The 25,878-nt window shown below is 70.9% G+C and carries 26 protein-coding genes, 1 pseudogene and 1 riboswitch; of the genes and pseudogenes, 15 read left to right on the forward strand and 12 right to left on the reverse strand.

Features of this window, described 5'->3' with window-relative positions:
* Positions 1–16: 16 nt before the first annotated feature.
* Complete coding sequence (locus tag AC21LY_RS16890) at positions 17–562, reverse strand: hypothetical protein (RefSeq protein ID WP_489047713.1); 546 nt, start codon at positions 560–562, stop codon at positions 17–19.
* Complete coding sequence (locus tag AC21LY_RS16895) at positions 559–2,529, reverse strand: Rv0361 family membrane protein (RefSeq protein WP_489047714.1); 1,971 nt, start codon at positions 2,527–2,529, stop codon at positions 559–561. The genes AC21LY_RS16890 and AC21LY_RS16895 overlap by 4 nt, the downstream gene beginning before the upstream one ends.
* 97 nt (positions 2,530–2,626) lie before the next feature.
* Between AC21LY_RS16895 and AC21LY_RS16900 the strand changes: the two genes are divergently transcribed.
* Together AC21LY_RS16900 and AC21LY_RS16905 are read left to right on the forward strand one after the other, a co-directional pair.
* A complete protein-coding gene (locus tag AC21LY_RS16900; RefSeq protein WP_489047715.1) occupies positions 2,627–3,046 on the forward strand; it encodes a DUF3151 domain-containing protein in 420 nt (139 codons plus the stop codon).
* A complete protein-coding gene (locus AC21LY_RS16905) occupies positions 3,006–4,238 on the forward strand; it encodes an FUSC family protein (protein ID WP_489047716.1) in 1,233 nt (410 codons plus the stop codon). Before AC21LY_RS16900 ends, AC21LY_RS16905 begins: the two co-directional genes overlap by 41 nt.
* Here AC21LY_RS16905 and AC21LY_RS16910 read toward each other — a convergent pair.
* Complete coding sequence (locus AC21LY_RS16910) at positions 4,231–4,866, reverse strand: hypothetical protein (protein ID WP_489047717.1); 636 nt, start codon at positions 4,864–4,866, stop codon at positions 4,231–4,233. The genes AC21LY_RS16905 and AC21LY_RS16910 overlap by 8 nt on opposite strands.
* A 79-nt stretch (positions 4,867–4,945) precedes the next feature.
* On the opposite strand from AC21LY_RS16910, the gene AC21LY_RS16915 reads away from it, so the two are divergent.
* Entirely contained in the window at positions 4,946–6,232 is a 1,287-nt protein-coding gene (locus tag AC21LY_RS16915; RefSeq protein ID WP_489047718.1) for an adenylosuccinate synthase, read from the forward strand.
* A 64-nt stretch (positions 6,233–6,296) separates the two neighbouring features.
* On the opposite strand, the gene AC21LY_RS16920 is transcribed toward AC21LY_RS16915, so the two are convergent.
* From AC21LY_RS16920 to AC21LY_RS16930, 3 genes are all read right to left on the reverse strand, one after another.
* Positions 6,297–6,665, reverse strand: a complete 369-nt coding sequence (locus tag AC21LY_RS16920) for a hypothetical protein (protein ID WP_489047719.1) — start codon at positions 6,663–6,665, stop codon at positions 6,297–6,299.
* Between the two features lie 161 nt (positions 6,666–6,826).
* Positions 6,827–7,777, reverse strand: a complete 951-nt coding sequence (locus tag AC21LY_RS16925; RefSeq protein ID WP_489047720.1) for a PfkB family carbohydrate kinase — start codon at positions 7,775–7,777, stop codon at positions 6,827–6,829.
* 4 nt (positions 7,778–7,781) lie between these two features.
* Positions 7,782–9,191 carry a sugar porter family MFS transporter gene (locus tag AC21LY_RS16930; RefSeq protein ID WP_489047721.1) on the reverse strand — a complete coding sequence of 470 codons (1,410 nt, stop codon included), beginning with the start codon at positions 9,189–9,191 and terminating at the stop codon, positions 7,782–7,784.
* 141 nt (positions 9,192–9,332) lie between these two features.
* On the opposite strand from AC21LY_RS16930, the gene purT reads away from it, so the two are divergent.
* Positions 9,333–11,144: a formate-dependent phosphoribosylglycinamide formyltransferase gene (gene purT / locus AC21LY_RS16935; protein ID WP_489047722.1), complete on the forward strand. Its 1,812-nt coding sequence runs from the start codon at positions 9,333–9,335 to the stop codon at positions 11,142–11,144.
* Here the strand turns inward: purT and erm are convergent.
* From erm to AC21LY_RS16950, 3 genes are all read right to left on the reverse strand, one after another.
* A complete protein-coding gene (gene erm, locus AC21LY_RS16940) occupies positions 11,141–11,911 on the reverse strand; it encodes a 23S ribosomal RNA methyltransferase Erm (protein WP_489047723.1) in 771 nt (256 codons plus the stop codon). The genes purT and erm overlap by 4 nt on opposite strands.
* A 207-nt stretch (positions 11,912–12,118) precedes the next feature.
* Complete coding sequence (locus tag AC21LY_RS16945) at positions 12,119–12,841, reverse strand: siderophore-interacting protein (protein WP_489047724.1); 723 nt, start codon at positions 12,839–12,841, stop codon at positions 12,119–12,121.
* A 10-nt stretch (positions 12,842–12,851) separates the two neighbouring features.
* Positions 12,852–13,565, reverse strand: a complete 714-nt coding sequence (locus tag AC21LY_RS16950; RefSeq protein ID WP_489047725.1) for an SDR family oxidoreductase — start codon at positions 13,563–13,565, stop codon at positions 12,852–12,854.
* 79 nt (positions 13,566–13,644) lie between these two features.
* Between AC21LY_RS16950 and AC21LY_RS16955 the strand changes: the two genes are divergently transcribed.
* Positions 13,645–13,980 (forward strand): winged helix-turn-helix transcriptional regulator, encoded by a 336-nt coding sequence (locus AC21LY_RS16955; RefSeq protein ID WP_489047726.1) that lies wholly within the window; start codon positions 13,645–13,647, stop codon positions 13,978–13,980.
* A 40-nt stretch (positions 13,981–14,020) separates the two neighbouring features.
* Positions 14,021–14,395 carry a hypothetical protein gene (locus tag AC21LY_RS16960; RefSeq protein ID WP_489047727.1) on the forward strand — a complete coding sequence of 125 codons (375 nt, stop codon included), beginning with the start codon at positions 14,021–14,023 and terminating at the stop codon, positions 14,393–14,395.
* Between the two features lie 84 nt (positions 14,396–14,479).
* Here the strand turns inward: AC21LY_RS16960 and AC21LY_RS16965 are convergent, their stop codons facing one another.
* Positions 14,480–15,868 (reverse strand): FAD-dependent oxidoreductase, encoded by a 1,389-nt coding sequence (locus tag AC21LY_RS16965; RefSeq protein ID WP_489047728.1) that lies wholly within the window; start codon positions 15,866–15,868, stop codon positions 14,480–14,482.
* A 144-nt stretch (positions 15,869–16,012) separates the two neighbouring features.
* Here AC21LY_RS16965 and AC21LY_RS16970 point away from each other — a divergent pair, with 144 nt between their 5' ends.
* From AC21LY_RS16970 to AC21LY_RS16980, 3 genes are read left to right on the forward strand one after another with little or no spacing between them, the layout of a single operon-like run.
* Positions 16,013–16,480 carry an Rv0361 family membrane protein gene (locus AC21LY_RS16970; protein WP_489047729.1) on the forward strand — a complete coding sequence of 156 codons (468 nt, stop codon included), beginning with the start codon at positions 16,013–16,015 and terminating at the stop codon, positions 16,478–16,480.
* On the forward strand, positions 16,477–16,890 hold the full coding sequence (locus AC21LY_RS16975) for a rhodanese-like domain-containing protein (RefSeq protein ID WP_489047730.1): 414 nt from the start codon (positions 16,477–16,479) through the stop codon (positions 16,888–16,890). Before AC21LY_RS16970 ends, AC21LY_RS16975 begins: the two co-directional genes overlap by 4 nt.
* Before the next feature lie 10 nt (positions 16,891–16,900).
* The gene (locus AC21LY_RS16980; RefSeq protein WP_489047731.1) at positions 16,901–18,106 is read left to right on the forward strand and encodes an O-succinylhomoserine sulfhydrylase; all 1,206 of its coding nucleotides are present in this window, start codon (positions 16,901–16,903) and stop codon (positions 18,104–18,106) included.
* Between the two features lie 58 nt (positions 18,107–18,164).
* Here AC21LY_RS16980 and AC21LY_RS16985 read toward each other — a convergent pair whose 3' ends face one another.
* Positions 18,165–18,836, reverse strand: coding sequence for a copper homeostasis protein CutC (locus AC21LY_RS16985; protein WP_489047732.1), 672 nt, complete (start codon positions 18,834–18,836; stop codon positions 18,165–18,167).
* A 252-nt stretch (positions 18,837–19,088) separates the two neighbouring features.
* Here AC21LY_RS16985 and AC21LY_RS16990 point away from each other — a divergent pair, with 252 nt between their 5' ends.
* Positions 19,089–20,255: an RtcB family protein gene (locus AC21LY_RS16990; protein WP_489047733.1), complete on the forward strand. Its 1,167-nt coding sequence runs from the start codon at positions 19,089–19,091 to the stop codon at positions 20,253–20,255.
* Between the two features lie 22 nt (positions 20,256–20,277).
* Here AC21LY_RS16990 and AC21LY_RS16995 read toward each other — a convergent pair whose 3' ends face one another.
* Positions 20,278–21,063: an HAD-IIA family hydrolase gene (locus AC21LY_RS16995; protein ID WP_489047734.1), complete on the reverse strand. Its 786-nt coding sequence runs from the start codon at positions 21,061–21,063 to the stop codon at positions 20,278–20,280.
* An 84-nt stretch (positions 21,064–21,147) separates the two neighbouring features.
* A riboswitch (SAM riboswitch) is annotated at positions 21,148–21,260 on the forward strand.
* 53 nt (positions 21,261–21,313) lie between these two features.
* Here AC21LY_RS16995 and AC21LY_RS17000 point away from each other — a divergent pair.
* From AC21LY_RS17000 to AC21LY_RS17020, 5 genes and pseudogenes are all read left to right on the forward strand, one after another.
* Complete coding sequence (locus AC21LY_RS17000) at positions 21,314–22,606, forward strand: aminotransferase class V-fold PLP-dependent enzyme (RefSeq protein WP_489047735.1); 1,293 nt, start codon at positions 21,314–21,316, stop codon at positions 22,604–22,606.
* A gap of 25 nt (positions 22,607–22,631) precedes the next feature.
* Entirely contained in the window at positions 22,632–23,015 is a 384-nt protein-coding gene (locus AC21LY_RS17005; RefSeq protein WP_489047736.1) for a hypothetical protein, read from the forward strand.
* A gap of 40 nt (positions 23,016–23,055) precedes the next feature.
* Positions 23,056–23,574: a YbaK/EbsC family protein gene (locus AC21LY_RS17010; RefSeq protein WP_489047737.1), complete on the forward strand. Its 519-nt coding sequence runs from the start codon at positions 23,056–23,058 to the stop codon at positions 23,572–23,574.
* A 69-nt stretch (positions 23,575–23,643) separates the two neighbouring features.
* Complete coding sequence (locus tag AC21LY_RS17015; protein ID WP_489047738.1) at positions 23,644–24,120, forward strand: MarR family winged helix-turn-helix transcriptional regulator; 477 nt, start codon at positions 23,644–23,646, stop codon at positions 24,118–24,120.
* Positions 24,117–25,778, forward strand: a pseudogene (locus AC21LY_RS17020) (MDR family MFS transporter); the annotation flags it as partial. The gene AC21LY_RS17015 and the pseudogene AC21LY_RS17020, both read left to right, overlap by 4 nt.
* Positions 25,779–25,878 lie beyond the last annotated feature (100 nt).

Raw genomic sequence — 25,878 nt, forward strand, 5'->3', positions numbered from 1 at the left:
CCGGTTCGGGCTGAGCTCAGGACAGGGCCAGCCCGAGGAGCACGACCAGCACGAGCACGACCATGGCCGCGGCCGCCGCCCATTCCGGGGCGGTGAGCCGCGGCCTGCTGCGTTCCGGAGCCGTCCCGGCCGGCTCCGCGGGCCGGACCGGTGGCGGGACCGTGGGCCGGGCAGGAGGCGCGGGAGGCTCCGCGCGCCGCGCCGGCGTGGGGGAGCGCAGGGCCTGCGGGCGAGCCGGCGCCACGGGCTGACGGTGCGGCTGTGCGCCGTGCGGGGGATGAGGGCGCGGCCCCATGCGGTGCGGCGCCGCCGACGGCGGCGTCGCACTCCGCCGGGGCGGCGTGACGCGGCCCGCGCCGCGGGCGATCCGGTCGGTGCGCGGAGGCGGGGGGTTCGGGACCTCGGAGTACGCCAGCCTGGGCTCCGACGGTGCCGCCCGGCTCGGCTCCGCGGCAGGGGCTTTCGGCCCGGTCTTCGCCGCGGGACTCGGCGCGGCGTTCGGCTCGCCGGCGGGCGTGGGCCGGGGGCTGCGGCGCGTGGGTTCGTCCGACGGGCCGGTCATCGGCCGCCGACGCGGGTGCACACCTTCCAGGTGTCCGCGTCCTTCTCGAGGGTGAGGGTGTTGCGCACCTTCGCGTTCGGAGTGCCGGCGTAGTGCACCTCGACCTGGACCTCGGCCTTGTCGCCGCGCACCTCGATGGCCTGGAGACCGTCGAGTTCGGGGAGCAGGCCGTCGGCCTTGGCGCTGTCGTACACGCGTTGCCACTGGCCGTCGTCCATGCGGTCGTAGTAGGTCTTCGCGCCGCCGCAGGTCTGCTGCCGCAGCGCTGCGAGGTCGCCGCGGTGCACGGCGTCGATGAAGGACGTGGTCGCGGTGGCCGCCTGCTGCCGCGGATCCTGCGAGGAGCCGGAACCCGACTTCGGGACGAGCAACAGGATCGCTCCGACGATCACGACCACCGCCACGACCACGGCGGCCACGATCCACAGCGTGCGGCGGCTCTTCGGCGGAGCCTCCTGGCCGCCGGCCGGGGCGAAGTACGCGGGGGACTGCCGTGCCGCGGCCTCCTGTGTGGCCGCAGCGTCCGTGGGCGGCGCCAGGTCGGGGGCGGGTGCGACGGGAGCCGCGAGCGGGGCCACGGGGAGCACCTCGGTCGCGGGTGTGGCGTCGGGCAACTCGTTCTTCTCGGTGTCGATCGTCGCCTGGTCGGGACGCGCGGCGACCGGGATGGCCGTGGTCGCGGCGTCGTCGGCGCTCGCGTCGTCGGCGGCTTCGTCGTCCGGCGCGCTCTCGCCCCCGGCCCCCTCGTCCGGGGCCCCCTCGTCCGGGGTCGCCTCGGCGGCCGAGGGCTCGGTCGGCGCGGGGCCGACGGTGCGCAGCGGCGACGCCGTCGCGGCGGTGTCCACCTCGTCCTCGGCGAGCTCTTCCGCAGGCGCTTCCCCGGCGTCCTCCGAGTCCTGGGCATCGTCCGCCGGGGCCGATTCCTGGTCGGCCTCGTCAGGGGCCGACTCCTCAGCGCCCTCCTCAGCGCTCGACGCCTCCGCCACCTCGGCTTCGCCGGACTCGGTCTCGTTCGCGACATCGCCGCTCGCCGCGACATCGCCGCTCGCCGCGACATCGTCGGTCGCGGCGGCGTCATCGTCGGCCGCCGCTTCGGTTTCGGTGTCTTCCGCCTCGTCGGGTTCGGCGGCTGCGACGTCCTCGCCCACGCTGTCCTCGTCGGGCTCGTCGACGGGCTCGGCCTCGGCCTCGTCGACGGGGCGCTCCGGCACCGCGAAGGCGGCGGTTTCGGCCTCGTCGGCGGGGCGTTCCTGGGCTGCGAAGGCGGTCGTCTCGGCGTCGCTGGGACGCTGCACGACGGGCAGCGCCACGGTCGCCGCGTCGGCGCCCCCGCCGGCGGGCGGTGTGGTGACCACCGGCCCGACAGTGCGCAGCGGCGACGGTGCGACCTTCTCCGGCGTCTCGTCATCAGCCTCGTCCCCGGAGGCGACGTCGTGGTCGGCGGCGACATCCTCGTCCCCGGCCTCGTCGTCCCCGGCCTCGTCGGCAGCCTCGCCCGCCGCGCCGTCGTCTCCGGCCCCGTCGCTCGCGTCGTCCTCGGTCTCCGCGTCCTCGCCCTCGGCGATCTCGGGATCGGACGGGCTCTCGTCGACCAGTGCCCGGCTCGCGGTGGGCAGTACTCGGGTCTCCGCATCCGACGGGGCGGCGTCCGCTGCGGGCGCGGCACCGTCGACGGGGATGGCCACGGTCTCGGCCTCACCCGGGGTGGGCGCAGGCGCGGCCTGCTCGACGAGCTGTGCCAGGGAGTCGGAGTGCGAGGGGGTCACCGCGTCGGCGGGAGCGCTGCCCAGCGAGCCGGCGGTGTCCTGGTGCTCGTGCAGCGGGGCGGCGGGCCAGGAGGCGAGCCGTCCGCGCAGGTCACGCAGTCGCGAGAGGGGTCCCCGGTTGTCGTCCCGCGCCATCGCTTCCGCCGTCCCCTCGTTCGTGTGCCGTTCCTCCTCCGCGCCGGCGAGCCGCACGCGGAACACCTGACACCCTAATGGGTGCCGACCGCGAGGACCGGTCCGTCGCCCGGCTGGGCACATCCCTCCTCCCTCCCCCGACGGTGCGTGGGACACTGGAGCGATGACGTCCTTCGGAGATCTCCTCGGCCCGCCGCCGGTCCTGCTCGACATCGACGAAGAGCCGGAACTGCAGTTGAACCAAGGTCGCCCGGCGGCCGAGGTGGCGGCCGACGCCCCCACCTCCTCCCTGGCGTGGGCCGTGCTGGCGGAGGCCGCGCTGGAGGCGGATCAGGCGGTGACCGCGTACGCCTATGCGCGCACCGGCTATCACCGCGGCCTCGACCAACTGCGCCGTCAGGGCTGGCGCGGCTTCGGTCCCGTGCCCTACAGCCACGAGAACAACCGCGGCTTCCTGCGGGCCGTCGCCGCTCTGGCCCGTGCCGCGAAGACGATCGGCGAGGAGGACGAGTACCTCCGGTGCCTGGACCTGTTGAACGACTGTGACCCCGAAGCCGCCCGCGCTCTCGGCCTCGGCGCGTAGCCGACTCGTCCGGCGGCACGACGCACTGCCGCAGGTCATCCAGAGCCGCACGAAGCGGCTCTGGGACTCGAAGCTGCCGATCCTGCAGTGCGCACTCGCCGGTGGCATCGGCTGGTACATCGCGAACGACCTGATCGGTCACGACGCGCCCTTCTTCGCGCCGATCGCCGCGATCATCTCGCTGGGCCTGTCCCTGCAGCAGCGGCTGCGGCGATCCTTGGAGCTGGTCGGCGGCGTCACCGTCGGGATCGGCGTGGGGGATCTGCTGATCGCGGGCATCGGCACCGGGCCCTGGCAACTCGCGCTCGTGGTCGCGATCGCGATGGCGGTCGCCGTCCTCGCCGACCGCGGCCCGCTGGTGCCGATGCAGGCGGCCTCGTCGGCCGTGCTGGTCGCGACCCTGATCCCGCCCGGTTCGACGGGCGGCTGGACACGGATGCTCGACGCGCTGATCGGCGGCCTCGTCGGCGTCGTGATCGCGGCGCTGATCCCCAACAATCCGGCGCGCCGGCCCCGCAAGGACGCCGCGAAAGTGCTGGACACGATGCGCCGGGTCGTCGCCTCGGTCGCCGCGGGGCTGATGGACCGGGACATCTCCTCGCTCGAATGGGCCCTCGAGACCGCCCGCGCCACCCAGCCCGACCTCGACAAGCTCACCACCGATCTCGCGGGCGGCATCGAGATCGCGAAGGTCTCCCCGCTGTTCTGGAGCTCGCGGCCGCGTATGGACAAGCTGCAGGCGATCGCCGACCCCCTCGACAACGCCGTGCGCAACGTGCGGGTCCTGGCCCGGCGCGCGCTCGGCTCGAACCAGGAGGGGGAGCGGATCGACCCGGCCCTGGTCGCGGAGGTGGGCCGCCTGGCGGAGTGCTTCAAGACGATGCGCGACGTGGTGCTGGCGGAGCCCGGCGCCCACCCCGACCAGGCCGACGGTGCGCGGGTCCTCCGGTCGGCCGCGCGGCGCCTCAACGCGCTGCCGATCCACGACGAGCTCTCGGAGAGCGTCTCGCTCAACGAGGTGATGATCTACGGCCAGCTGAGGTCGACGCTCGTCGACCTGTTGCAGGTGGCCGGGCTCTCCCGTACCTCGGCGGTCTCGCAGCTGCGCGATGTGCCCAGGCGCGCGCCCGGCGGCGAGGGCACCACGGGCACCTCGGACGCGCCGGGGCCGGCGGAGGACGGGCTCAGCTGATCAGCAGCCAGTCGTCGGTGTTGCGGTAGAAGGTCGCGCGGGTCACCACGCTCGGGTCGGTGCGGCCGTCCCGGGTCACCACGAGCTCCAGCCCGCCGGTCTGCGCGGCGCGACCGGACAGCCACCGTCGGAGCACGCCCTTCGCGAGCCGGGCGCGGACCCCGCCCCCCTCGCCGGTCGGCTCGACGATGATCGCCTTCGCCTGCCCGGTGAAGAGCTTCTCGGAGTCGACGAAGGTCTCGCCGGTCAGCGGCCCGCCGTCGGGGCCGGTGATCTTGGCCTTGCCGACCAGGACGAAGCCCCGGTCGTCGCGGATCAGCGGGACGGCGCGCGGGGTGCCGGTCAGGGGATCGCCCGGCGGGTAGATCGCGGAGGCGTGGGAGTTCTGGGTCGGCGCGTACGCGACTTCGACATCGAGGCGATCCGCCGCCATCAGTCTCGCGATCACCGCCGCCAGCAACTCGTCGGGCCCCGCGACGACGATCCGTTTCGGGAACGTCAGCTTCTGCTTCAGTTCCGACTTCACGGAGTCGAGGTCGACGGTCACGGTCTCGAGGTCGCGGAGGCTGCCCGGGATGCGGACATCGGGTGCGCGCACCACGACGGTGCTCTGGGTCACGGAGCTCACCGCACCTACTGTAAGGTTGCGGCACGGCTCGACGTTATCCAGGTGATCAGGTGAGTACCGGGCCGGAAGGGGAACTCTCATGCCCGCGATCGTTCTGATCGGCGCCCAGTGGGGCGATGAAGGTAAGGGTAAGGCCACGGATCTGCTGGGCGAGAAGCTCCAGTGGGTGGTCCGCTACCAGGGCGGCAACAACGCCGGCCACACCGTCGTCCTCCCGAACGGCGACAAGTTCGCACTGCACCTCATCCCGTCGGGCATCTTGACGCCCGGTGTGAAGAACGTCATCGGCAACGGCGTCGTCGTGGACCCGTCGGTCCTGCTCGCCGAGCTCGACGGCCTCGAGGCGCGCGATGTCGACACCTCGAACCTGCTGCTCTCGGCCGACGCGCATCTGCTGATGCCCTACCACGTGGCGATCGACAAGGTCACCGAGCGCTTCCTCGGCAACAAGAAGATCGGCACCACCGGCCGCGGCATCGGGCCCTGCTACCAGGACAAGATCGCCCGCGTCGGCGTCCGCGCGCAGGACGTGCTGGACGAGTCGATCCTCACGCAGAAGGTCGAGGCGGCCCTGGAGTTCAAGAACCAGGTGCTCACCAAGATCTACAACCGCCGCGCGCTCGACCCGCGCCAGGTGGTCGACGAGACCCTCGAACTCGCGGAGAGCTTCAAGCACCGCATCGCCGACACCCGGCTCGAGCTGAACCTCGCGCTCGAGCGCGGCGAGACGGTGCTGTTGGAGGGCTCACAGGGCACCCTGCTCGACGTGGACCACGGCACCTACCCGTACGTCACCTCGTCGAACCCGACCTCCGGCGGCGCGTCGGTGGGCTCGGGCATCGGTCCCACCCGCATCACGACGGTGCTGGGCATCCTCAAGGCGTACACCACGCGCGTCGGGTCGGGCCCGTTCCCGACGGAGCTCTTCGACGAGTGGGGCGCCTACCTCGCCAAGCACGGCGGCGAGGTCGGTGTGACCACCGGCCGCGCGCGCCGCTGCGGCTGGTTCGACGCGGTGATCGCGCGCTACGCGACCCGGGTCAACGGCATCACGGACTACTTCCTCACCAAGCTCGACGTGCTCAGCTCCATCGAGAACGTGCCGATCTGCGTGGCCTACGAGATCGACGGCGTGCGCTACGACGAGATGCCGCCCAACCAGACGGACTTCCATCACGCGAAGCCCATCTACGAGACGATGCCCGGCTGGTGGGAGGACATCTCCGGGTGCCGCACCTTCGAGGAGCTGCCCAAGAACGCGCAGGACTACGTGCTGCGGCTCGAGGAACTCTCCGGCGCACACATCTCCTGCATCGGCGTGGGTCCCGGCCGCGACGAGACGATCGTCCGCCGCGCCATAATCTGACGCGGTTCGTCGAACCGGGCCGCTCCGGTGATACGGCGAAGCGGCCCGGTTTCGTCAATGCGCGCTACGGCGTCGGTGCCGCCGCGGTGGTCGACGGCGCCGCGCTCGGCGACGGTGATGCCGACGGCTTCATCCGCGCCGGACGAGCGCCCTCGCGCTGGTGATCGGCGGCCCCGGGGCGCGCCTGCGGACCCTTGCCGTCGTGCCCCCTGTGGTGCATCGAGTGGCCCTTGTGGTGGCCGCCGAGCTCCGAGGTCCAGTAGCCGGCGGTGAAGCTGACGCCGCTGAGCCCGATCAGCCCGAAGACGATCGCGGCGATCAGCAGTTTCTTCGACGGTCCGCTCGTGGGCGCGGATCCCTCGGTCGGCGGGCTCAGGGGAGCCGGCGGAATCGGAGCGGTGGGGGTGGCCTGCGGTTCGGTCGGCTCGGTCATGGGCCCTCGTTTCGGGTCGGTGCGGTCGACGGTGACCGCGCTGGAATGATCATGCGGCCGTTCCCTGGGGAACGGCTGGCAGCTCGCTGCGAATCCGACCCGCCTCCCGCTCCGCGCGGCGGCACGTTCGCGCCGTGGCCGCTCGCGCCGCGGTCCGGCTGTCAGCGCAGCGAGCGATCCTTCGCCCGCACGGCCTCGACCTCGTCCATCGACGGCGCGTACGCACCGGCCCGGCTCACGGTGAGCGCGGAGGTGATGACCGCGCGGTGCAGTGCGGGCTGCACCTCGCTCCACTGGGCGGCCCGGAGCCGTCGGGCCGCGTACCGCGAGCCCAGGTACCCGGCGTCCAGCAGCCCCGAGACCAGCCCCGCCATGAAGGAGTCGCCCGCGCCCACGGTGTCGCCCACCTCGACGGTCAGCTGGTCGACGTGCAGCATGTCGCGGTTGCCGGAGAGCAGCGCGTAGGCGCCCCAGGGCCCGCGGGTGATGACGACCATCGCGGGGCCCGCGGCGATCCACCGCCGCATCACGTCCTCGACCGGCTCGTCGGGGTAGAGCCAGGCGATGTCCTCGTCACTGGCCTTGACCACGTCGGCCATGCCGATCATCTCCGTCACCCGCGGCAGCACCTCCGCGGGCGTGCCCATCAGCGCGGGCCGGATGTTGGGGTCGTAGGAGACGGTGGCGTGGTCGCGGATACGGGAGACCACATCGAACACGCCGTCGGCGCCGGGGGCCAGCGTCGCGGCGAAGCTGCCGGTGTGCAGGTGGCCGTAACGCTCGAGGTCGGCGATGGGCGGCACTTCCCAGGTGAGGTCGAATTCGTAGGTCGCGCGACCCTCGGCGTCGACGTGCGCGTAGGCGAGGGGCGTGTTCGGGGCACCGTCGGACCCGGGAACGATATCGACGCCCGCCCGGGCCGCCGTCTCGGCGATGCGGTAGCCGCGAACGTCGCGTCCCCACCACGAGAGGATCGAGGTCGGGTCGCTCAGCGAGGCGAGCCCGCACGCCACGTTGAACAGGCTGCCGCCCACGTGCTCGGTGGGGTCGGCACCGTCGCGCAGCACCACGTCGACGAGTGCCTCGCCCAGGCACAGAGTGCGGTCGGTCATGTGGTCAGTGTCCCTTCGCTGCCAGTGGATCGGGTTCGTCGTCGTCGACCTCGAGGCCGAGCTTGTCCGCCATCTCCTCCAGGGGGATGCCCTTGGTCTCGGGCATAACCTTTATCACCCAGAGCAACTGCAGCACCATGAACCCGAAGAAGATCGAGAAGGCGACGCCGCCGCCGAAGGCGCCGATGATCGGCGGGAAGGCGAAACTGGTGATCGCGGCCCACACCCAGTGCGTGAGGCTGCCGAGGGACTGGCCCTGGCCCCGGATGCTGTTGGGGAAGATCTCCGACAGGAAGACCCAGATCACGGCGCCCTGGCCGAAGGCGTGCGAGGCGATGAAGACCATCAGCCCCAGCAGCACGAGGATCGACGAGGTGCTGTCGAAGGAGCGGTCGCCGCTCTCGTAGTAGAACATCACCGCGGCCATGAACCCGAGGGAGACGAGGTAGCCGACCGACCCCACGAGCATCAGCTTCCGGCGCCCCAGCTTGTCGATCACCGTCAGGGCGGCCATGGTGGCGATCAGGTTCATCACGCCCACCGCGACCGACATCAGGTAGGCGGCGTTGGTGCTGGCACCGGCGTCCTGCATGACCCGCGGCGCGTAGTAGAGGATCGCGTTGATGCCGGACATCTGGTTGAAGAAGGCGATGGCGATCGCCATGAAGATCACCTTGCGGTGGCCGCGGGTGTAGAACCGGGTCCTGCCGCGCCGGGACTCGGCGGCCAGGGACTGCTCGATCTCGGCCATCTGCTCGTCGGCCTCGCCCTGCGTGGCGCACAGGCGTTCCGACGTGCGGCGTGCCGCGGCGAGGTCGCCGTTCGCGGCGAGCCAGAGCGGGGGCTCCGGCACCGTCGGCAGCATGATCAGGAAGATCACCGCCGGCACGAGCATGACCCCGAGCATCCACCGCCAGGCGTTGGCGTCGTCGCCCATGATCGTGCGGATGATCGCGTTCGAGGCGTAGGCCACGAGGATGCCGAGCACGATGTTGAACTGCACCAGGCCCACGAGGCGGCCGCGGAACTTCGGCGGGGCGATCTCGGCCGTGTAGATCGGGGCGCACACGCTGGACGCGCCGATGCCGAGGCCGCCGAGGAACCGGAAGACCTGCAGCACCTCGACCGACGAGGTCGGCGCGAACGCGCAGCCGATCGCGCTCACCACGTAGAGCACGCCGATCGTGTACAGAACCTTCTTGCGGCCGAACCGATCTGCGAGCCTGCCCGTCACGAGCGCGCCGATGATCGTGCCGATCAGCGCGGTGGTGACCGTGAACCCGAGCGCCGCGTCTGACAGGCCGAACTGTTCCTGGACCTGTTTCTCGGCCCCGGAGATCACCGCGGTGTCGAATCCGAAGATGAGTCCGCCTGTCGCAGCCACCACGGCGCTGCGAACCACAAGTGCTTGCATGGGAAGAAACTAAGCGCATAGGTGGCGTCTGCGAGCGATAACCAGTGAAACGTCTACCAGTGCAGAAAGATCGGAAGCAAACACGAATCGTCCGGTCGGCGGGCGTCTCGCGGGCCGCTGTGATTTGCCAGAATGGGAGCCATGACGAACCTCAGCGAGACCGGCGGCAACCCCCGGATCGGTACGGCACTCACGCCCGGTGCCACGAAGGCGCTGATGCTGGGGTCGGGCGAGTTGGGCAAGGAGGTGGTGATCGCCTTCCAGCGTCTCGGTGTGGAGACGATCGCCGTCGACCGGTACGAGAACGCGCCGGCCATGCAGGTCGCGCACCGCAGCCACGTCATCGACATGACGGACGCCGCCGAGGTCCGTCGCGTCATCGAGGAGGAGAAGCCCGACTTCGTCGTCCCGGAGATCGAGGCGCTCGCCACCGACGCGCTGGTCGCCGTCGACGAGGAGGGGCTCGCCGAGGTGATCCCCACCGCGCGGGCCGTCTCGCTGACGATGGACCGGGAGGGCATCCGCAGGCTCGCCGCCGAGGAACTGGGCCTGCCCTGTTCGCCGTACGCCTTCGCCTCGTCGCTCGACGAGGTGCGCGCGGCGGCCCGCGAGGTCGGCTTCCCGTGCGTGATCAAGCCGGTCATGTCGAGTTCGGGCAAGGGCCAGACGGTGGTCCGCTCGATCGAGGAGCTCGACGGTGCCTGGGAGCACGCCGTGGAGGGCGCCCGCGTCCGCAACGAGCGGGTCATCGTGGAGGGCTTCGTCGATTTCGACTACGAGATCACGCTGCTGACGGTGCGCGTCTACGACGCGGAGCGCGGCAAGGTGGTCACGCGGTTCTGCGAGCCGATCGGGCATCGGCAGTCCGACGGTGACTACGTCGAGTCCTGGCAGCCGCAGGCGATGAGCCAGGCCGCCTACGACGCCGCCACCTCCGTCGCGGGCCGGGTCACCACCGCCCTCGGCGACGGCGGCACCGGCGGCCGCGGGGTCTTCGGCGTGGAACTCTTCGTCAAGGGCGACGACGTCTACTTCTCGGAGGTCTCGCCGCGCCCGCACGACACCGGCCTGGTCACGCTCGGTTCGCAGCGGCTCTCCGAGTTCGAGCTGCACGCCCGTGCGATCCTCGGGCTGCCGGTGGACACCTCGCTCATGTCGCCCGCCGCGTCGGCGGTGATCTACGGGACGAAGGACAGCAGCTCCGTCGCCTTCGACAGCGTCGCCCGCGCGCTGGACGTGCCGGAGAGCGACCTGCGCCTGTTCGGCAAGCCCGAGGGGTACGCCAAGCGGCGGCTCGGCGTCGCGGTCGCGACCGCCGACACCGTCGAGGTCGCGCGCGCGAACGCCGCCGAGGCGGCGGGCAGGGTCGTCGTGGTCGACAGCGCCGATCCCGTGCAGCAGGGCGCGCCCGAGACGACCGCCGTCCCCGTGCAGCGGCCGCAGCAGCCGGAGGATCTGTCCACCCGTGCGATGCCGATGCAGCGACCGCCGGCCGGTCCCGCTCAGCCACCGCAGGCACAGGCGGCCCAGCCGCCGCGGCCACCGGCGGCCCCGACCCCGCCGGGACCGCCGGCCCAGGCTCCGCAGGGCCCGCCGCCGCGCCCGGTCCAGCAGGCACCCGCGCAGCAGCCTCCGGCCCAGCAGCCCCCGGCCCGGCCCGGCCAGCAGCCGCCGGTGCCGCCCGCCCCGCCGACGGCGGCGTCGCCGGTGGTTCCGCCGCAGCAGCGCTCATCGCGAGTGGCCCCGCCTCCGCCCGCCCCCGACGAGCCGATCGCGCCGACAAGCATGCACCCCGTCGATACCCGCCGGCCCGCGCAGCCCCGCCCGATCCAGCCCGCCCCGCGCCCGGCGACCGGCGAGACGCAGACGCGTCCGCGGACGCCGGAGACGGAGGAGTACGACCACAACCCGCCGACCTCGCTGGGCCTGCCCCCGCAGCGTCCCCAGCGCTAGCCGAACCGCTCGAAGGCCTCCACCCAGTCCGCCGTGCCGAGATCACGGGGGAGTGGCGTGCGGCCCCGGCCCCGGCCCCGTCCGGCCGCCCACCGGCGGGCCTGTGCCCGACGGTGCCGCGGCGCGATCCCGGCGAGGATCTCCGGGAGGCCGTGGCCCCGGCCGGTGAAGACGGCGTGGACGAAGGCCGCGTAGTCCCGCCGCCGCCCGGGCTGCAGGAGCGGCACCGTCCGGCGGGTGATGGTGAGGAGACCAGCGTCGACGGACGGCCGGGGCGCGAACGCGGCGGCCGGGATCCGGCCGGCGAGCCGGAACTCGTACCAGGGCGACCACTGCGCGGTCATCATGGTGGTGCCGCCGACTCCCGCCCGGCGCCGCGCCACCTCCCATTGGACGACGAGGACCGCCTCGGTCCAGTGCGGCGCGTGCAAGAGCTTGCGCAGCACGGCGGTGGTCAGGTGGAAGGGCAGATTACCCACCACCGCATGGGGTTCCGCCGGTAGTCGGTGCCGCAGGAAATCACCGTGCACGACGGTGAGCGCGGGGTGGTCGCGGCGCAGGCGCCGCGCGTGGTCGCCGTCGATCTCGACGGCCGTGAGCGGACGACCCAGCGTGAGGAGGGGCGCGGTCAATGCACCTGCGCCGGGGCCGATCTCGATGATCGGACCGTGCGTCTTGCGGGCGAGGTCGACGATGCGGGCGATGACGGCGTCGTCGGTGAGGAAGTTCTGGCCGTGCTCGTGACGGCCCCCGTGATGGGTGGGCATGAAAGGAGTTCTCCAGGTAGCAGATCACCCGGGCAGCGCGGATCGCCGCCCAGCGGAAGGAAGCCGGGGCGGGAAGCCGAAAGAGTGTGGGAAGCTTCGCCGCCGCTAGGCGCGGCCGCGATCCACCACTGCCGCCGCTGCGGCGGCCGCTGCTGAACAACTCACGATCTGGACGGTAGACGGTGCTGCGAGTGGGCGCCAGCGGATTTATCCGCGCTGCAGCCAGTACGCCTGCGACTTGATCCGCTCCTTGGGCAGCCCGAAATCGCGCTTGGCCGCCTTCGCGATCTCGCGCGTCGCCCTGGTCTCGGCGGCGACGAACAGGAATGCCCCCGAAGCGATCCCGCCCCCGACCACGGCGGCGACAAGAGCAGCGCCGCGGTCCTCGCGGGGCACCCAGGTGACCGCCTCGCCGCGCACGGGCAGCTCCCGCTCGGCGTCGTGCTGGTACTCGAGGTAGACGCGGCACGGCGCCTGCGCCGTCTCGAGAATGCTGTTGATGGCCGGGAGCGATGCGGCGTCTCCCACGAGCACGTACTCCGACGGTGCCGGATCGTCCGGGATCGTCAGTTCGGCGCCCATCATGGTGGCGGCGATCCGGTCGCCGGGCTCGGCGTCGAGGGCCCAGCGTGGCGCGGGACCGTCGTGCAGGGCGAACTCAATGCTGAACTCCGTGCCCTCGGGTGCGACGATCGTGTAGCCGCGCTGGACCAGCGAGCCCTCGCCCTCGTCGGTGGTGGCCGCGCCGCTCTTCGGCACCCACAGTCGCACCCACATCGTGGGGAACCACGGGTTGTTCAGCAGGAACGTGCCGCCGTCGAAGCGGATCCGGTGATAGTGCTCGCTCACCGCCTCCGTTGCCAGCACCGTGAAGACGTAGTCGTCCGCCCGCATCGCCTTGAGGATCAGGCCGGTCACTCCTCTACCCATGAAGCTGAGGCTACCCTAAATAGTCTGCTCCGCCTACATAGGTGGTGCGGGCCGCCGAATCGTCCGCGTCCACGGCGCGGGCGATCGCGGCGGCGAACTCGGTGACCGTCGGGAGCGGGCCGTGTGCCCGGCGGGCCTCGACGGCGAGGGGATCGCGGCGCTCCAACAGCCGGACGATGATCGTGCCTTCGATCATGTCGCCCGAGACCACGTGCAGGTCGACGTTCAGCTCCCCGGCGAGCTCTCGCAGCGCCCGCTCTCCGGCGAGCTTGCTCGTGGCGATCGGCTCGTACCCGGCGGGTACGGGACGGGTCTCGGAGAAGTGGGCCTGGTGGCTGGTGACGAAGACGATCCGGCCGCCCGGCCGCAACCGCGACGCGGCGGTGCGGGCGGCCGCGACCTGGGCGTCGCGGTTGAGGCGCATCGCGTAGTCCTCGTCGGCGCCGAGTTCGAGCCCGCCGGACGCGTTGAGGACCAGGGCGTCGACGCCGCCGAACTCGGTGATCGCCGCGTCGAGCAGGCGGGACGGTCCGTCGGCCGCGGTCACGTCGGCGCCCACGGCGACCGCGCGTCCGCCCGCCTCGTCGACCAGGGCGCAGACCTTCTCCGCCCGCCGCCGCTTCTCGCGGTAGTTCACCACCACGTCGTGGCCACGGGCGCCGAGCGCCACCGCTGTCTCGGCGCCCACGCCACGGGACGCTCCGGTCACCACTACGACCGCCATGCCGAACCTCCATGCTTCTGATTTCGAACTGCGGTCAGCATGGCGCTTCGGATTCAGAAGTGCAAGTAGGCTCTGTTCTGTGTCAGTGCGTGATGTGGTGCCGAAGCGCCGCGAGGACCCCGATCCCGCGGTCGTCGCGGCGATGGACCTGCTCGGGCAACGCTGGGTGCTGCGCATCGTCTGGGAGCTCGAGCCCGGCTCGCTGGGATTCCTCGAATTGCGCAGGCGCATGGGGAATTGCAGCTCCAGCGTGCTCGCGACGAGGCTGGCGCAGTTGGTGGAGAAGGGCGTCGCCCGCAAGCTTCCCGACAAGCAGTACGAGCTCACCCCGCGCGGCGAGGCTCTCGGCCGTGCGCTCTGGCCGGTCTGGGATTGGGCCGCCGACTCAGAGGAAGTGCCGGTCCGGCCGGACTGATCGCGGGATCGGACTGCGCGGGCGGACTACGATGTTGCGCATGCAGAAGTGGACGAACCGGACGTCGCGCATCGCCCTCGCGGCCGCGGCGGCGCTGACGCTGTCGGGTTTCGCGGCCCTCGGGCCGGCCTCGGCGGACCCGTCGCAGCCGGAATGCCGCATGTTCGAGACCAAACCCGGCTACGCGTGCTCGTTCGGTCAGTGGCAGCGCGACGCCACTCCGCCGACGCCGGGGAAGTCCTGCACCGCCGGCGAGACCGCGCCCGGGCAGCGACTCACGTGCTCCGGCGGGATATGGATCGTCACTCCGGTGTCACCGACCGGTGATCGATGCACCGCCGTCGGTGCCCAGCGCGTCGGGCCGACCGGATTGCAGACCTGCACCCTCGGCCCGTTCGGCTTCACCTGGGAGTGACCGCCGAATTGGAATCATCGTGAGCGAAAAGTGCCGCCGCCCCGAAAAACCAGGGCGGCGGCACCGTCGTATTGAGGCTCCGGACTAGTCCTGCGCGACCTTGTCCGGCTCCGACGCGGCCAGCATGTCGTCGCGCTCGACGACCTTGACGCGCTCGCGTCCCTCGGCCTCGCCCAGGCTGCGCTCGTGCTCGTCGAGCCGGTACCAGCCGTCCCAGGTGGTGTAGGGGGTCTCGTGGTCGTCCAGCCAGTTCGTGACGCCCTCGGTGGACGGGTCCGACGGGGTGTTCAGCCGGCCGGCGTGGAAGTCCTCGAGCAGGCAGGCGATGGTCTCGTTGGCGTCACCCTTGGTGTGGCCGATGAGGCCGACGGGGCCGCGCTTGATCCAGCCCGTGGTGTACACGCCCGTGATGTGCTGACCTGCGTCGATGACGCGCCCGGCCTCGTTGGGGATGACGCCGGCCTGGTCGTCGAAGGGGATCTCCGGCAGGTCGTTGGAGAGGTAGCCGACGGCCCGGTAGACGGCGCCGATCTCCCAATCGGTGAACTTGCCCGTCCCGCGCACGTTGCCCGTGCCGTCGAGCTCGGTGCGCTCGGTGCGCAGGCCCGTGACCTTGCCGTCCTCGCCCAGGATCTCCACCGGCGACTCGAAGAGGTGGATGAACAGCTTGTGCGGACGGTTGGTGGGCTCGCGGATCGCGTAGTTCTCGAGGATCGTGGCGACCTGGTCGGTGATCTTCGACTCGCGGCGGGCCTTCGCCGAGCCCTCGTCGTACTCGATGTCCTCGGGGTTCACGACCACCTCGATGGTCTGCGAGTGGTCGAGTTCCTTGAGCTCGAGCGGGGTGAACTTCACCTGCGCGGGGCCGCGACGGCCGAAGACGTGCACCTCCTTGGCCTTGTTCAACTTGAGGCCCTCGTAGACGTTCGGCGGAATCTCCGTCGGGAGCAGCTCGTCGGCGGTCTTGGCCAGCACCCGGGCCACGTCGAGGCCCACGTTGCCGACGCCCAGGACGGCCACCTTCTCCTGCTCGAGCGGCCATTCGCGGGCGAAGTCCGGGTGGCCGTCGTACCAGGCCACGAACTCGGCGGCGCCGTAGCTGCCGTCCAGGTCGATGCCGGGGATCTCCAGGTTGCGGTCGGCGACGGCGCCGGTGGAGAAGATCACCGCGTCGTAGTGGCGACGGACGTCCTCGAGCGTGAAGTCCTTACCGAAATCGAGGTTGCCGAGCAGCCGCACCTGCGGCTTGTCCAGCACCTTGTGCAGGGCCGTGATGATGCCCTTGATCCGCGGGTGGTCGGGCGCGACGCCGTACCGGATCAGGCCGAACGGCGCCGGCATCTTCTCGAAGAGATCGATGCTGACGCCGGGGTCCTTCGCCTCGTCGGACTTCATGAGGGCATCCGCCGCATAGATACCTGCGGGGCCCGCGCCCACGATCGCGACGCGCAACGGGCGGTTCTGTTCGGTCATGTGAAGTCGGCTACCTTGTCTGCATACGCGGTTGGTTCCCCACCAGGTTAGTGCGGACTTATCAACTGTTCCTAGTGCGGGTGGTCGATTCCACCCCGCTAGAGGAACTGGAACGTGTTCTAGTAGCAGAGGGTAGAGACTTCAGTGAGCGCAGACAAGAGCCCCGACGGGCCACCGCCCGAGCGCCGCACCACGGCCACCCCGTTCCTCGTCGCGCTCGTGGTCGCGGTGCTGGTGATCGGCGGCATCCTCGGTTGGAACATCCTCCGCCCGTCCGGCGAGCGGCTCAGCGATTCCGCGCAGATCCAGGTCACCATCGGCCAGTACTACGGCGCGCTGAACAAGGGGCGGTACTCGGACCTCGTCGCCAACACCTGCGCCAAGGACCGCGCCGCCGCCGACTTCCCGAAGGAGGCCGGCTTCGCCGATGCGCGTAAGGCCGTCGTCGAGCGGGAGGGCGAGGCGAAGCTCGACGAGAAGGACGTGAAGAACCTCACCGTGAACGGCGACGCCGCGTCCGCCGATCTCACGGTGAAGTACGAGAAGGCGGGCCCGCGCACCGAGCAGGCCCGATTCGTCCGCGAGGACGGCAAGTGGAAGAAGTGCTCGTGAGCTACGCCGGAGACCTGACCCCGCGACAGGCGTGGGAGCTGCTGGAGAGCGACCCCGCCGCGATCCTCGTCGACTGCCGCACCGAGGCCGAGTGGAACTACGTCGGCATCCCCGAGCTCTCGCAGCTCGGCCGGAGTCTTGTGCTCGTCGAATGGCAGCGCTATCCCGACGGTGCCCTCAACCCCGCGTTCGTCGCCGAACTCCGCGCCAAGGGCGTCACCGACGAGACCCCGGTCGCGTTCATCTGCCGATCCGGTCAGCGGTCGATCGGCGCGGCCGAGACCGCCACCGCGGCAGGCGTGGCCCGCGCCTACAACGTGCTCGACGGCTTCGAGGGGCCGATCGATGCACTCGGCCATCGGGGCATCGCGGGCTGGCGTGCCGACGGACTGCCCTGGCGGCAGTTCTAGGCTGAAGCGCATGACGGAGTTCAGCCCCCTGCCCGACGGCCTGCGGCCCGAGACGTACGCCGTGCGCGGCGGCCTCCTGCGTACGAACTACGAGGAGACCTCGGAGGCCCTGTTCCTCAACTCGGGGTACACCTACCAGAACGCCGAGGCCGCCGAGGCGGCGTTCAACGGCGACATCGACCGGTTCGTCTACTCGCGCTACGGCAATCCGACGGTGGCCATGTTCCAGGAGCGCCTGCGGCTGCTGGAAGGTGCGGAGGCGTGTTTCGCGACCGCGTCGGGCATGTCGGCGGTGTTCACCGCGCTCGGCGCGCTGCTGCAGGCGGGGGACCGGCTCGTCGCGGCGCGTTCGCTGTTCGGCTCCTGCTACGTGGTGTGCAACGAGATCCTGCCGCGGTGGGGCATCGAGACCGTCTTCGTCGACGGCGAGGACCTCGCGCAGTGGGAGGAGGCGCTCAGCGTCCCCACCCAGGCGGTCTTCTTCGAGACGCCCGCGAACCCGATGCAGGGGCTCGTCGACGTGCGCGCCGTCGCCTCGCTGGCTCATGCCGCGGGCGCGCAGGTGGTGCTCGACGCCGGCTTCACACCCGTCGGCTACCAGGATTCCTTCGGCATGGGCGCCGACGTGATCGTGCACTCGTCGACCAAGACCATGGACGGCCAGGGCCGGGTCATGGGTGGTGCGATCCTCGGCCGGTTCGACTACATCGACGGCCCGGTCAAGCAGCTGATGCGGCACACCGGCCCGGCGATGGCGCCGTTCAACGCGTGGGTGCTGCTCAAGGCGCTGGAGACGCTGGACCTGCGCGCCGAGCGGGTGAGCGCGAACGCGCAGAAGGTGGCCGAGTTCCTCGACGCCGATCCGCGCGTGTCCAAGGTGCTCTTCCCCTTCCTGCCCTCGCATCCGCAGTACGAGCTGGCGAAGCGGCAGATGAAGGCCGGGGGCACGGTGATCACCCTCGAGCTGGCGGATTCGGCGTCGGCCGCGGGCAAGGAGCGCGCCTTCGAGTTCCTCAACCGGCTGCAGGTCATCGACATCTCCAACAACTTCGGTGACGCCAAGTCGCTGATCACGCACCCCGCCACCACCACGCACCGCGCGACGGGGCCGGAGGGGCGCGCGAAGATCGGCCTCACCGACTCGATGCTGCGCCTGTCCGTGGGGCTGGAGAACGCCGACGACCTCATCGAGGATCTCGACCGCGCCCTGGGCTGAGTCATGCCGTCGCGAGTCCGGTCGGTTTCCTGCGCTATCCGTGGGTTTTCGGCCGCACTCAGAGCGGCGGATCGTCGATGGCGGCGCGCCACGTGCGGACGACCTCCGCTGAGACCGGCGCGTTCCACCCGTCGGGCCGTGCCGCGCTGCCTATGTGGAAGGCGTCGATCCCCGCGGCCAGCAGGGCCGCCAGGTGATCGAGCCGCAGGCCACCGCCGACGAGTGTTCTCAGCGGACCGCCTGCTTCAGCGAGCAGTGTGGTGAGTCCGTCGTCTACGCCGGTCGGTGCGCCGGCGGTGAGGATCGTGTCGAGACCGGGAAACTCGGTGATCGCGGCGCGGAGTACGGCCCGGTCCGCACAGTGATCGATCGCTCGGTGGAACGTCCACGGAGCACCGCCCAGCTCGGCGACGATCCGCGCGGTGGCATCGAGATCGATCGTTCCGTCGGCGACGAGGAAGCCGAGCACGAACTCCCTCGCCCCCGCCTCGCGCAGCGCGGCGGTCCGGCGGAGCAGCTCCCCGAGGTCGCCCGCGGCGAAGCCGTCGGTGAGTCGCAGCATCACCCGCACCGGGATGTCCACGGCCGCCAGAACCTCCGCGACGGTCGCGGGGGAGGGGCTGAGCCCGTCCGCCGCCATGTCGGCGACCAGCTCGACCCGGTCCGCCCCGCCCTCCTGGGCCGCGACCGCATCCCCCGCGTCCAGCGCGATGACCTCCAGCAGTGCCATGCATCCACGGTCGCACGCCGGGGCCGCGGTGTGCCGGGAAACTCGGTGGACCGCGTCCTTGCAGTCGAATACGCTGCTGGACATGGATATGAGGAAGTTCCCCGAATCGCTGCGGCAGGGCCCCTGCCGCCGGTTCGGTGTGTCCGCGTAACCTGCGGCAACCCGGGCCGTCGCTGTCATCGCCGGCTCGGAGCCATGCGCGTCACGCATCGCCTCTCGGGCCGGTGACCATCACACCGAGACGAGAAAGACATGGAGAAGATCACCAAGACCCTGGTCTCGTGGGCGTCCATTCTGGACGAGAAGACCCGCGAGCAGGCGATCACCACGGCGAAGCTGCCGTTCATCTACCCGCACATCGCGCTGATGCCCGACGCCCACCTGGGTAAGGGTGCCACCGTCGGTTCGGTCATCCCGAGCCTCGGCGCCGTGATCCCCGCGGCCGTCGGCGTCGACATCGGCTGCGGCATGATCGCGGTCCGGACGCAGTTCACGCTGGCCGACCTGCCCGACGATCGGGCGACGGTCCGCGAGGCGATCGAGCGGGCGATTCCACTCTCGCCCGGCCGGTACAACAAGAAGGTCGTGGCGACGGCGGAGCCGCGGATCGCGGAGCTGGAGGCGCTCGCCGAGCGGGCCGATTTCGACCCGGCTCAGTACGCCGGGAACTGGAAGCTCCAGCTGGGTACGCTGGGCGGAGGAAATCACTTCGTAGAGCTAAGCATCGACGACGACCAGCGAGTGTGGGCGTTCCTGCACTCCGGCTCCCGCGGTGTGGGCAACAAGATCGCCCAGCACCACATCGCCGTCGCGGCCCGTCTGTGCAAGCAGTGGTGGATCGAGCTGCCGGATCCGGACCTGGCCTACCTCGTGGAGGGCACGCCCGAGTTCCGCCGCTACATCGCCGAGCTGAAGTGGGCGCAGCACTTCGCGCTGCTCAACCGTGAGGAGATGATGGACCGGGTGATCCGGCAGCTCGGCGAGTGGGTGGGAACGCCCGTCGTCGAGGCGGAGCGGATCAACTGTCACCACAACTTCACCCGGCGCGAGAAGCACTTCGGCAAGGAGGTGTGGGTGTCGCGGAAGGGCGCGATCGAGGCCACGGAGGGCAAGCCCGGTCTCATCCCGGGTTCGATGGGGACCGCGTCCTACATCGTCGAGGGCAAGGGCTTCGCCCCGTCGCTGAACAGCTCGCCGCACGGCGCGGGCAGGGAGTACTCCCGGTCCGCGGCGCGCAAGGCCTTCACGCACGAGCAGCTGCGGGAGGCCATGGTGGGCATCGAGTTCCGCGACAGCGCCGACTTCATCGACGAGATCCCGCAGGCCTACAAGCCGATCGACCGGGTCATGGCCGACGCCGACGACCTGGTGACGGTGCGCGCCGTCCTGCGGCAGATCGTCAACGTGAAGGGGCAGTGACCCGTTCCCGGGCTGGGGCTTCTCAGCCCGGGAACGGATCCTGCGTGTGCCCGACCAGGTCGGCGACGGAGTTGATCGTGCGGGTGGGGCGGTACGGGAACGCGGCCACCGACTCGGTCGTGGAGATGCCGGTGAGGACGAGAATGGTCCGCAGACCGGCCTCCAGGCCGCAGACGATGTCGGTGTCCATCCGGTCGCCGATCATCAGGGTGTCCGCGGAGTGCGCCCCGAGCGCACGCAGCGCGGAGCGCATCATCAGCGAGTTCGGCTTCCCCACGTAGTACGGCGAGCGGCCCGTGGCTTCGCGGATCAGCGCGGCGACGGCACCCGTTGCCGGGAGCGATCCGTCCTTCGACGGTCCCGTCGGGTCGGGGTTGGTGGCGATGAACCGCGAGCCGCGCTCGATCAGCCGGATCGCCGTGGTGATCGCCTCGAACGAGTACGTGCGGGTCTCGCCGAGGACCACGTAGTCCGGGTCCTTGTCGGTCAGCACGTAGCCCACGTCGTGCAGGGCGGTGGTCAGCCCGGACTCGCCGACGACGTACGCGGTGCCGTCCGGCCGCTGGTCCTGCAGGAACTTCGCGGTGGCGAGCGCGGAGGTCCAGATCCGCGCCTCCGGGATGTCCAGCCCCGTCGCGAGAAGCCGTGCCCGCAGGTCGCGCGGCGTGCGGATCGAATTGTTGGTGAGCACCATGAACGGGGTGCCGGCCGCGGTGAGCTCGGCGATGAAGTCGTCGGCGCCGGGGATCAGGTGCTCCTCGTGCACCAAGACGCCGTCCATGTCCATCAGGTACGTCCACTCGGTCATGTCTGCGAATCTACCCGCGCGGGTTTCGCGTCGCCGTGATTCCAACCTTGACCGCGGCCCATCCGCAGGGCATTCTCGACGGCAGGTCATGAGTGCCAGCGACAAGCCCCGGCTCGCTGGTCGGCAACCCTCCTCCGCGGTGGGGTGCTCCGGGTGACGACCTGGCCGTGCCGGACCGTGCACGGCAAGCGCGGATTCGCGGCACACGTCTGACGGCGGTGCCGTGCGTCCTCATACCGAAGGACTTCTGATGAGCATCGCCACCACCGAGCGCGCCGTCTGCCTCAGCCCGACCATCACCTCCCCGCTTCGCGGCACGCCGCTCGCCCTGGGCCCGCTGGCCGCCGTCACCGGTGCTGACGAGTACGCCCCGCTGCGCGACGGCGCGACCGTCCGCTACGCCAACTTCGACTACGCGGCCAGCGCTCCGGCGCTGGTCGAGGTGCAACGCGCCGTCCAGGAGGCGCTGAGCGAGTACGCGAGCGTGCACCGCGGCGCCGGCCATCTCTCCCAGCGCTCCACCGCCCGCTACGAGCGCGCCCGGGACACTGTGGCGGAGTTCGTCGGTGCCCGCCCCGATGACCACGTCATCTTCACGGGTAACACCACCGACTCGATCAACCTCCTGGCCGGCTGTGTACCCGGGGAGGTCGTCGTCCTCGACTGCGAGCATCACGCGAACCTGCTGCCCTGGAAGAAGATCGGTGCCCGGGTGGTCTCCGCGCCGCTGTCGATCGAGGGCACCCTCGAGGTGCTCGAGAAGGAGCTGACCGCCCGCCCCGCGGCCCTGGTCAGCGTGACCGGCGCGTCCAACGTCACGGGGGAGGTGCTGCCCATCCGCCGGATCGCTGCGCTGGCCCACCGGCACGGCGCGCGCATCGCCGTCGACGGGGCGCAGTTGGTCCCGCACCGTCGTATCTCGTTGCGCGAGAGCGGCGTCGACTACCTCGCCTTCTCCGGACACAAGCTCTACGCGCCCTTCGGCTCGGGCGTCCTCGTCGGCCGGGCCGACTGGCTGGACGAGGCCGAGCCCGTGCGCTGCGGAGGAGGCGCCAGCTACGAGGTGATCGGCACGCCCGTCTCGAAGTCGGTCGAGGTGGCCTGGCAGACCGGGCCGGCGCGGCACGAGGCGGGATCGCCGAACGTGCTGGGCGCGGTCGCGATCGCCGCCGCCTGTGAGGCCATCGCGGCGCTCGGCGAGGACGCCGTCGCCCGGCAAGAGCGCTTCCTCACCGACCTGCTGCTCGCCTCGCTCGAGGGCATCGACGGTGTCCGCACGCTGAAGATCTGGGCCGACTCCACCGATCGGGTGGGGATCGTCGCCTTCACCGTCGACGGCCGCACGCCCCGCGAGGTCGCGGAGTTCCTCTCCGCCGAGCACGGGATCGGCGTGCGCGACGGGAAGTTCTGCGCCCATCCCGTCGTTCACCGGTTGGGGTGCTACGACGGCGCCGTCCGCGCGAGCCTCGGCCTCGGCACGAGCGAGAACGACGTGCACCGCCTGGTGCGCGCCCTCGAAGACCTGTCCGCACGAGTGAAGTAGTCGCCCTTCTCAGGAGGAAGAAGTCATGACCGTCTCCCGTCCCGCCCTGGTCGTCACCGTCGACGGTGAGCCCGAGTCCGTGCACCTGACCCGGGTCCGGGCCGCCGATCTGCGCCTCGCGCAGCGCCAGCGCGGCTACCTGCGCGCCGAGGCCGAGCGCGCGGGGCGGGAGCCGGACGCGGTAGCGCTCGAGGTCGACGTGGTCATCGATGAGCGCGCGGCCGACGCCCGGGCCAGCTACGCGCCGAACGGGACCACGGTGCAGGGCATCACGTACGTGGGCACCCCGTCGGGCCTGAAGTCCCTCATCGAGGACGTCTACGCGGCCGAGGTGGCGGACGCGGTGGTGCTGCGCCCCGTCGGCGGGGCTCGCACCAAGGATCTCATCGCGACGCTGCTCGCAGCGTAAGCGTCGTACGCCCGCGCTGCGGGCGGGCATACTGATCGGCGTGACCGCGCAGTTCTCCGCCCGTACCGAGGTCGTCCGCGCCGCCCTGGCCTCGGCCGGCCACCCCGACACCGTCGTGCACGTCCCCGCCGGTGCCAAGACGGCCGCCGAGGCGGCCGCGGCGCTGGGCTGCGACGTGGGCGCGATCGCCAACAGCCTCGTCTTCCTGGCCGACGGTGCCCCGCTGCTCGTGCTCTCGAGCGGCCGCCACCGGGTGGACACCGCCGGACTCGCCGATCGGCTCGGCTACGGCGCGATCACCCGCGCCAAGCCCGACGACGTGGTCGCCGCGACCGGACAGGTGATCGGCGGCGTCTCACCCGTCGGACATCCGGTGCCGCTGGTCACCGTCATCGACGAGTCGCTGCGCGACTATCCCGACCTGTACGCCGCCGCGGGCACGCACGACACCCTCTTCCGGACCGACTTCGCGGCGCTGGTGGCCCTCACCGGCGCCAGGATCGTCAGGACATCGGCGGCATCGGGCGATTCGCCCGAGTCGACTAGCTCTCCTAAGTAGTTGTAGGCTGCATGTAGTTTTGCGTGTCCGGACACGGTGGCGTGCCCGGAAGTGACCTGCGGAGGCGTGATGACGGACGAGGAACGGGCCGAACGGATCGAGGGGATCGTCGGCGTGATCGCCGAGCTCACCCGGCTCAAGGAGCGGCACGCGGTGATGACCCGGCACGCGGTCGCTCCGGACGGCGTCGAGCTGGCCGCGTACACGGCGCTGTTCGCCCTCGTGAAGGACGGCCCGATGCGCTCCTCGGTGCTCGCGGAGCAGATCCACACGGACCCGTCGACCGCGAGCCGGTACGTGACCACCCTGACCAATCTGGGCTACGCCGAGCGCACGGCGGACCCGTCGGACCGCCGCGCCGCGCTGGTCTCCGCCACCGAGGAGGGGCGGGCGAAGATCGAATTCATCCGCCAGCAGCGCAACGAGAAGCTGCGACCGCTCATGGAGCAGTGGACCGACGAGGAGATCGACCAGTTCGTCACGCTCGGGAACCGGGCGCTGCAGCAGTTCGATCAGGCCCTCAAACTGATGCGGGAGAGCGAATGACCACCGCGACGGCGGCACCTGCGGAGACCTCCGGCGCGGGGCTGACCCACAAGCAGATCCTCTACATCCTCTCCGGCCTCATGACCGGCATGTTCCTGGCCGCGCTGGACCAGACGATCGTCTCCACCGCGATCCGTACGATCGCCGACGACCTCAATGGCTACAAGCTGCAGGCCTGGGTCACCACCGCGTACCTCATCACGTCGACGATCGTGACCCCGCTCTACGGCAAGCTGTCCGACATCTACGGTCGCAAGCCCTTCTTCATGTTTGCCATCACCGTCTTCGTGATCGGTTCGCTGCTGTGCAGCACCGCCACCTCGATGTACGAGCTCGCCGCCTTCCGTGCCGTCCAGGGCCTGGGCGCGGGCGGCCTGATGTCGCTGGCGCTCACCATCATCGGTGACATCGTGCCGCCGCGGGAACGCGCCAAATACCAGGGCTACTTCCTCGCGGTCTTCGGTACCAGCTCGGTTCTGGGCCCTGTGCTCGGCGGCGTCTTCTCCGGCGCCGACGAGATCCTCGGCATCGCCGGCTGGCGCTGGGTGTTCCTGGTGAACGTGCCGATCGGCGTCGTCGCGCTGGCCGTCGTCCTACGGGTGCTGCGGCTGCCGCACACGCGGCGCGAGGGCGTGCGCATCGACTGGTTCGGCGCGATCGCGCTCACGGTCGGCCTGGTGCCGCTGCTCATCGTCGCGGAGCAGGGCCAGGAGTGGGGCTGGGGTTCGACCAGGGCAATCGCCTGCTACGCCATCGGGGCCGTCGGGGTTCTCGCGTTCGTCGGGATCGAGAAGCTCATGGGCGAGGACGCGATCATCCCGCTGCGGATCTTCAAGAACGTCATCTTCGCGCAGGGCGTGCTCATCTCGATGGTCGTCGGCGCCGCCATGTTCGGCGGTATCTCGCTGCTCCCGCAGTACTTCCAGGTGGTCCGCGGCGCCAGCCCGACGAAGGCGGGCTTCCTCATGCTGCCCATGGTCGCCGGCCTCATGCTCGGATCGATCCTCGCCGGCCAGATGATCTCGCGCACCGGCCGGTACCGGATCTTCCCCATCATCGGCGCCGTCCTGCTCACCGCGGGAATGTTCGGCATGCACTACATCAGCGCGGACGTGCAGATCGGCTGGGTCATGGGCGGCGCAGCCGTGATCGGCTTCGGCCTCGGCAACCTGATGCAGCCGCTCACCCTCGCGCTGCAGAACATCCTGCCGCCGCGGGACATGGGTGTCTCCACGGCCGCGGCCACGTTCTTCCGGCAGATCGGCGGCACGCTCGGTGTGGCGGTCTTCCTCTCGGTGCTGTTCACGAAGCTGCCGACCACGATGACCGACCGGCTCACGGACGCCTCGCACGATCCCGAGTACACCGCCGCGCTGCAGCGCGCCGCCGCCGGTCATGACGGCCCCGCCGCACAGGATTTCGCCGCGAAGCTGATCCACGGCGACTCCAGCGCGGTCAGCGGCATCATGTCCGATACCTCGGCCCTGCAGAAGCTCCCCGACACCCTCGTCCATCCGCTCAAGGCCGGCTTCGCCGACTCGATGGACGTCGTCTTCCTGGCCGTGACCGTGCTCGCGGCGGTCGGCCTGCTGCTGGTCCTGTTCTGGAAGTCGGTGCCGCTGCGGACCGCGGCGGGTATCGAGGCGACCTCCCCGGGGCACCCCGACGGTGCGAGCGCTGACAGTGCGAGTGCTGCGGCGATCGAGACGGCGGAGATCAGCGCCGCCGCCGAGTCGGTGGCCGGTGCCGTACCCACGG

Source organism: Tsukamurella sp. II2bb (assembly GCF_057815145.1).

Bases quoted from the DNA above. Each gene is read 5' to 3' on its own strand.
- AC21LY_RS17005 (WP_489047736.1), top strand. From the start codon at position 22,632: ATGACCGTCTCCCGTCCCGCCCTGGTCGTCACCGTCGACGGTGAGCCC.
- AC21LY_RS16930 (WP_489047721.1), bottom strand. From the start codon at position 9,191: ATGCAAGCACTTGTGGTTCGCAGCGCCGTGGTGGCTGCGACAGGCGGA.
- erm (WP_489047723.1), bottom strand. From the start codon at position 11,911: ATGCCCACCCATCACGGGGGCCGTCACGAGCACGGCCAGAACTTCCTC.
- AC21LY_RS16920 (WP_489047719.1), bottom strand. From the start codon at position 6,665: ATGACCGAGCCGACCGAACCGCAGGCCACCCCCACCGCTCCGATTCCG.
- AC21LY_RS16915 (WP_489047718.1), top strand. From the start codon at position 4,946: ATGCCCGCGATCGTTCTGATCGGCGCCCAGTGGGGCGATGAAGGTAAG.
- AC21LY_RS16945 (WP_489047724.1), bottom strand. From the start codon at position 12,841: ATGGGTAGAGGAGTGACCGGCCTGATCCTCAAGGCGATGCGGGCGGAC.
- AC21LY_RS16995 (WP_489047734.1), bottom strand. From the start codon at position 21,063: ATGACCGAGTGGACGTACCTGATGGACATGGACGGCGTCTTGGTGCAC.
- AC21LY_RS16900 (WP_489047715.1), top strand. From the start codon at position 2,627: ATGACGTCCTTCGGAGATCTCCTCGGCCCGCCGCCGGTCCTGCTCGAC.
- AC21LY_RS16950 (WP_489047725.1), bottom strand. From the start codon at position 13,565: ATGGCGGTCGTAGTGGTGACCGGAGCGTCCCGTGGCGTGGGCGCCGAG.
- AC21LY_RS16925 (WP_489047720.1), bottom strand. From the start codon at position 7,777: ATGACCGACCGCACTCTGTGCCTGGGCGAGGCACTCGTCGACGTGGTG.
- AC21LY_RS16980 (WP_489047731.1), top strand. From the start codon at position 16,901: ATGACGGAGTTCAGCCCCCTGCCCGACGGCCTGCGGCCCGAGACGTAC.
- AC21LY_RS16985 (WP_489047732.1), bottom strand. From the start codon at position 18,836: ATGGCACTGCTGGAGGTCATCGCGCTGGACGCGGGGGATGCGGTCGCG.
- AC21LY_RS16960 (WP_489047727.1), top strand. From the start codon at position 14,021: ATGCAGAAGTGGACGAACCGGACGTCGCGCATCGCCCTCGCGGCCGCG.
- purT (WP_489047722.1), top strand. From the start codon at position 9,333: ATGACGAACCTCAGCGAGACCGGCGGCAACCCCCGGATCGGTACGGCA.
- AC21LY_RS16965 (WP_489047728.1), bottom strand. From the start codon at position 15,868: ATGACCGAACAGAACCGCCCGTTGCGCGTCGCGATCGTGGGCGCGGGC.
- AC21LY_RS17000 (WP_489047735.1), top strand. From the start codon at position 21,314: ATGAGCATCGCCACCACCGAGCGCGCCGTCTGCCTCAGCCCGACCATC.
- AC21LY_RS17015 (WP_489047738.1), top strand. From the start codon at position 23,644: ATGACGGACGAGGAACGGGCCGAACGGATCGAGGGGATCGTCGGCGTG.
- AC21LY_RS16990 (WP_489047733.1), top strand. From the start codon at position 19,089: ATGGAGAAGATCACCAAGACCCTGGTCTCGTGGGCGTCCATTCTGGAC.
- AC21LY_RS16890 (WP_489047713.1), bottom strand. From the start codon at position 562: ATGACCGGCCCGTCGGACGAACCCACGCGCCGCAGCCCCCGGCCCACG.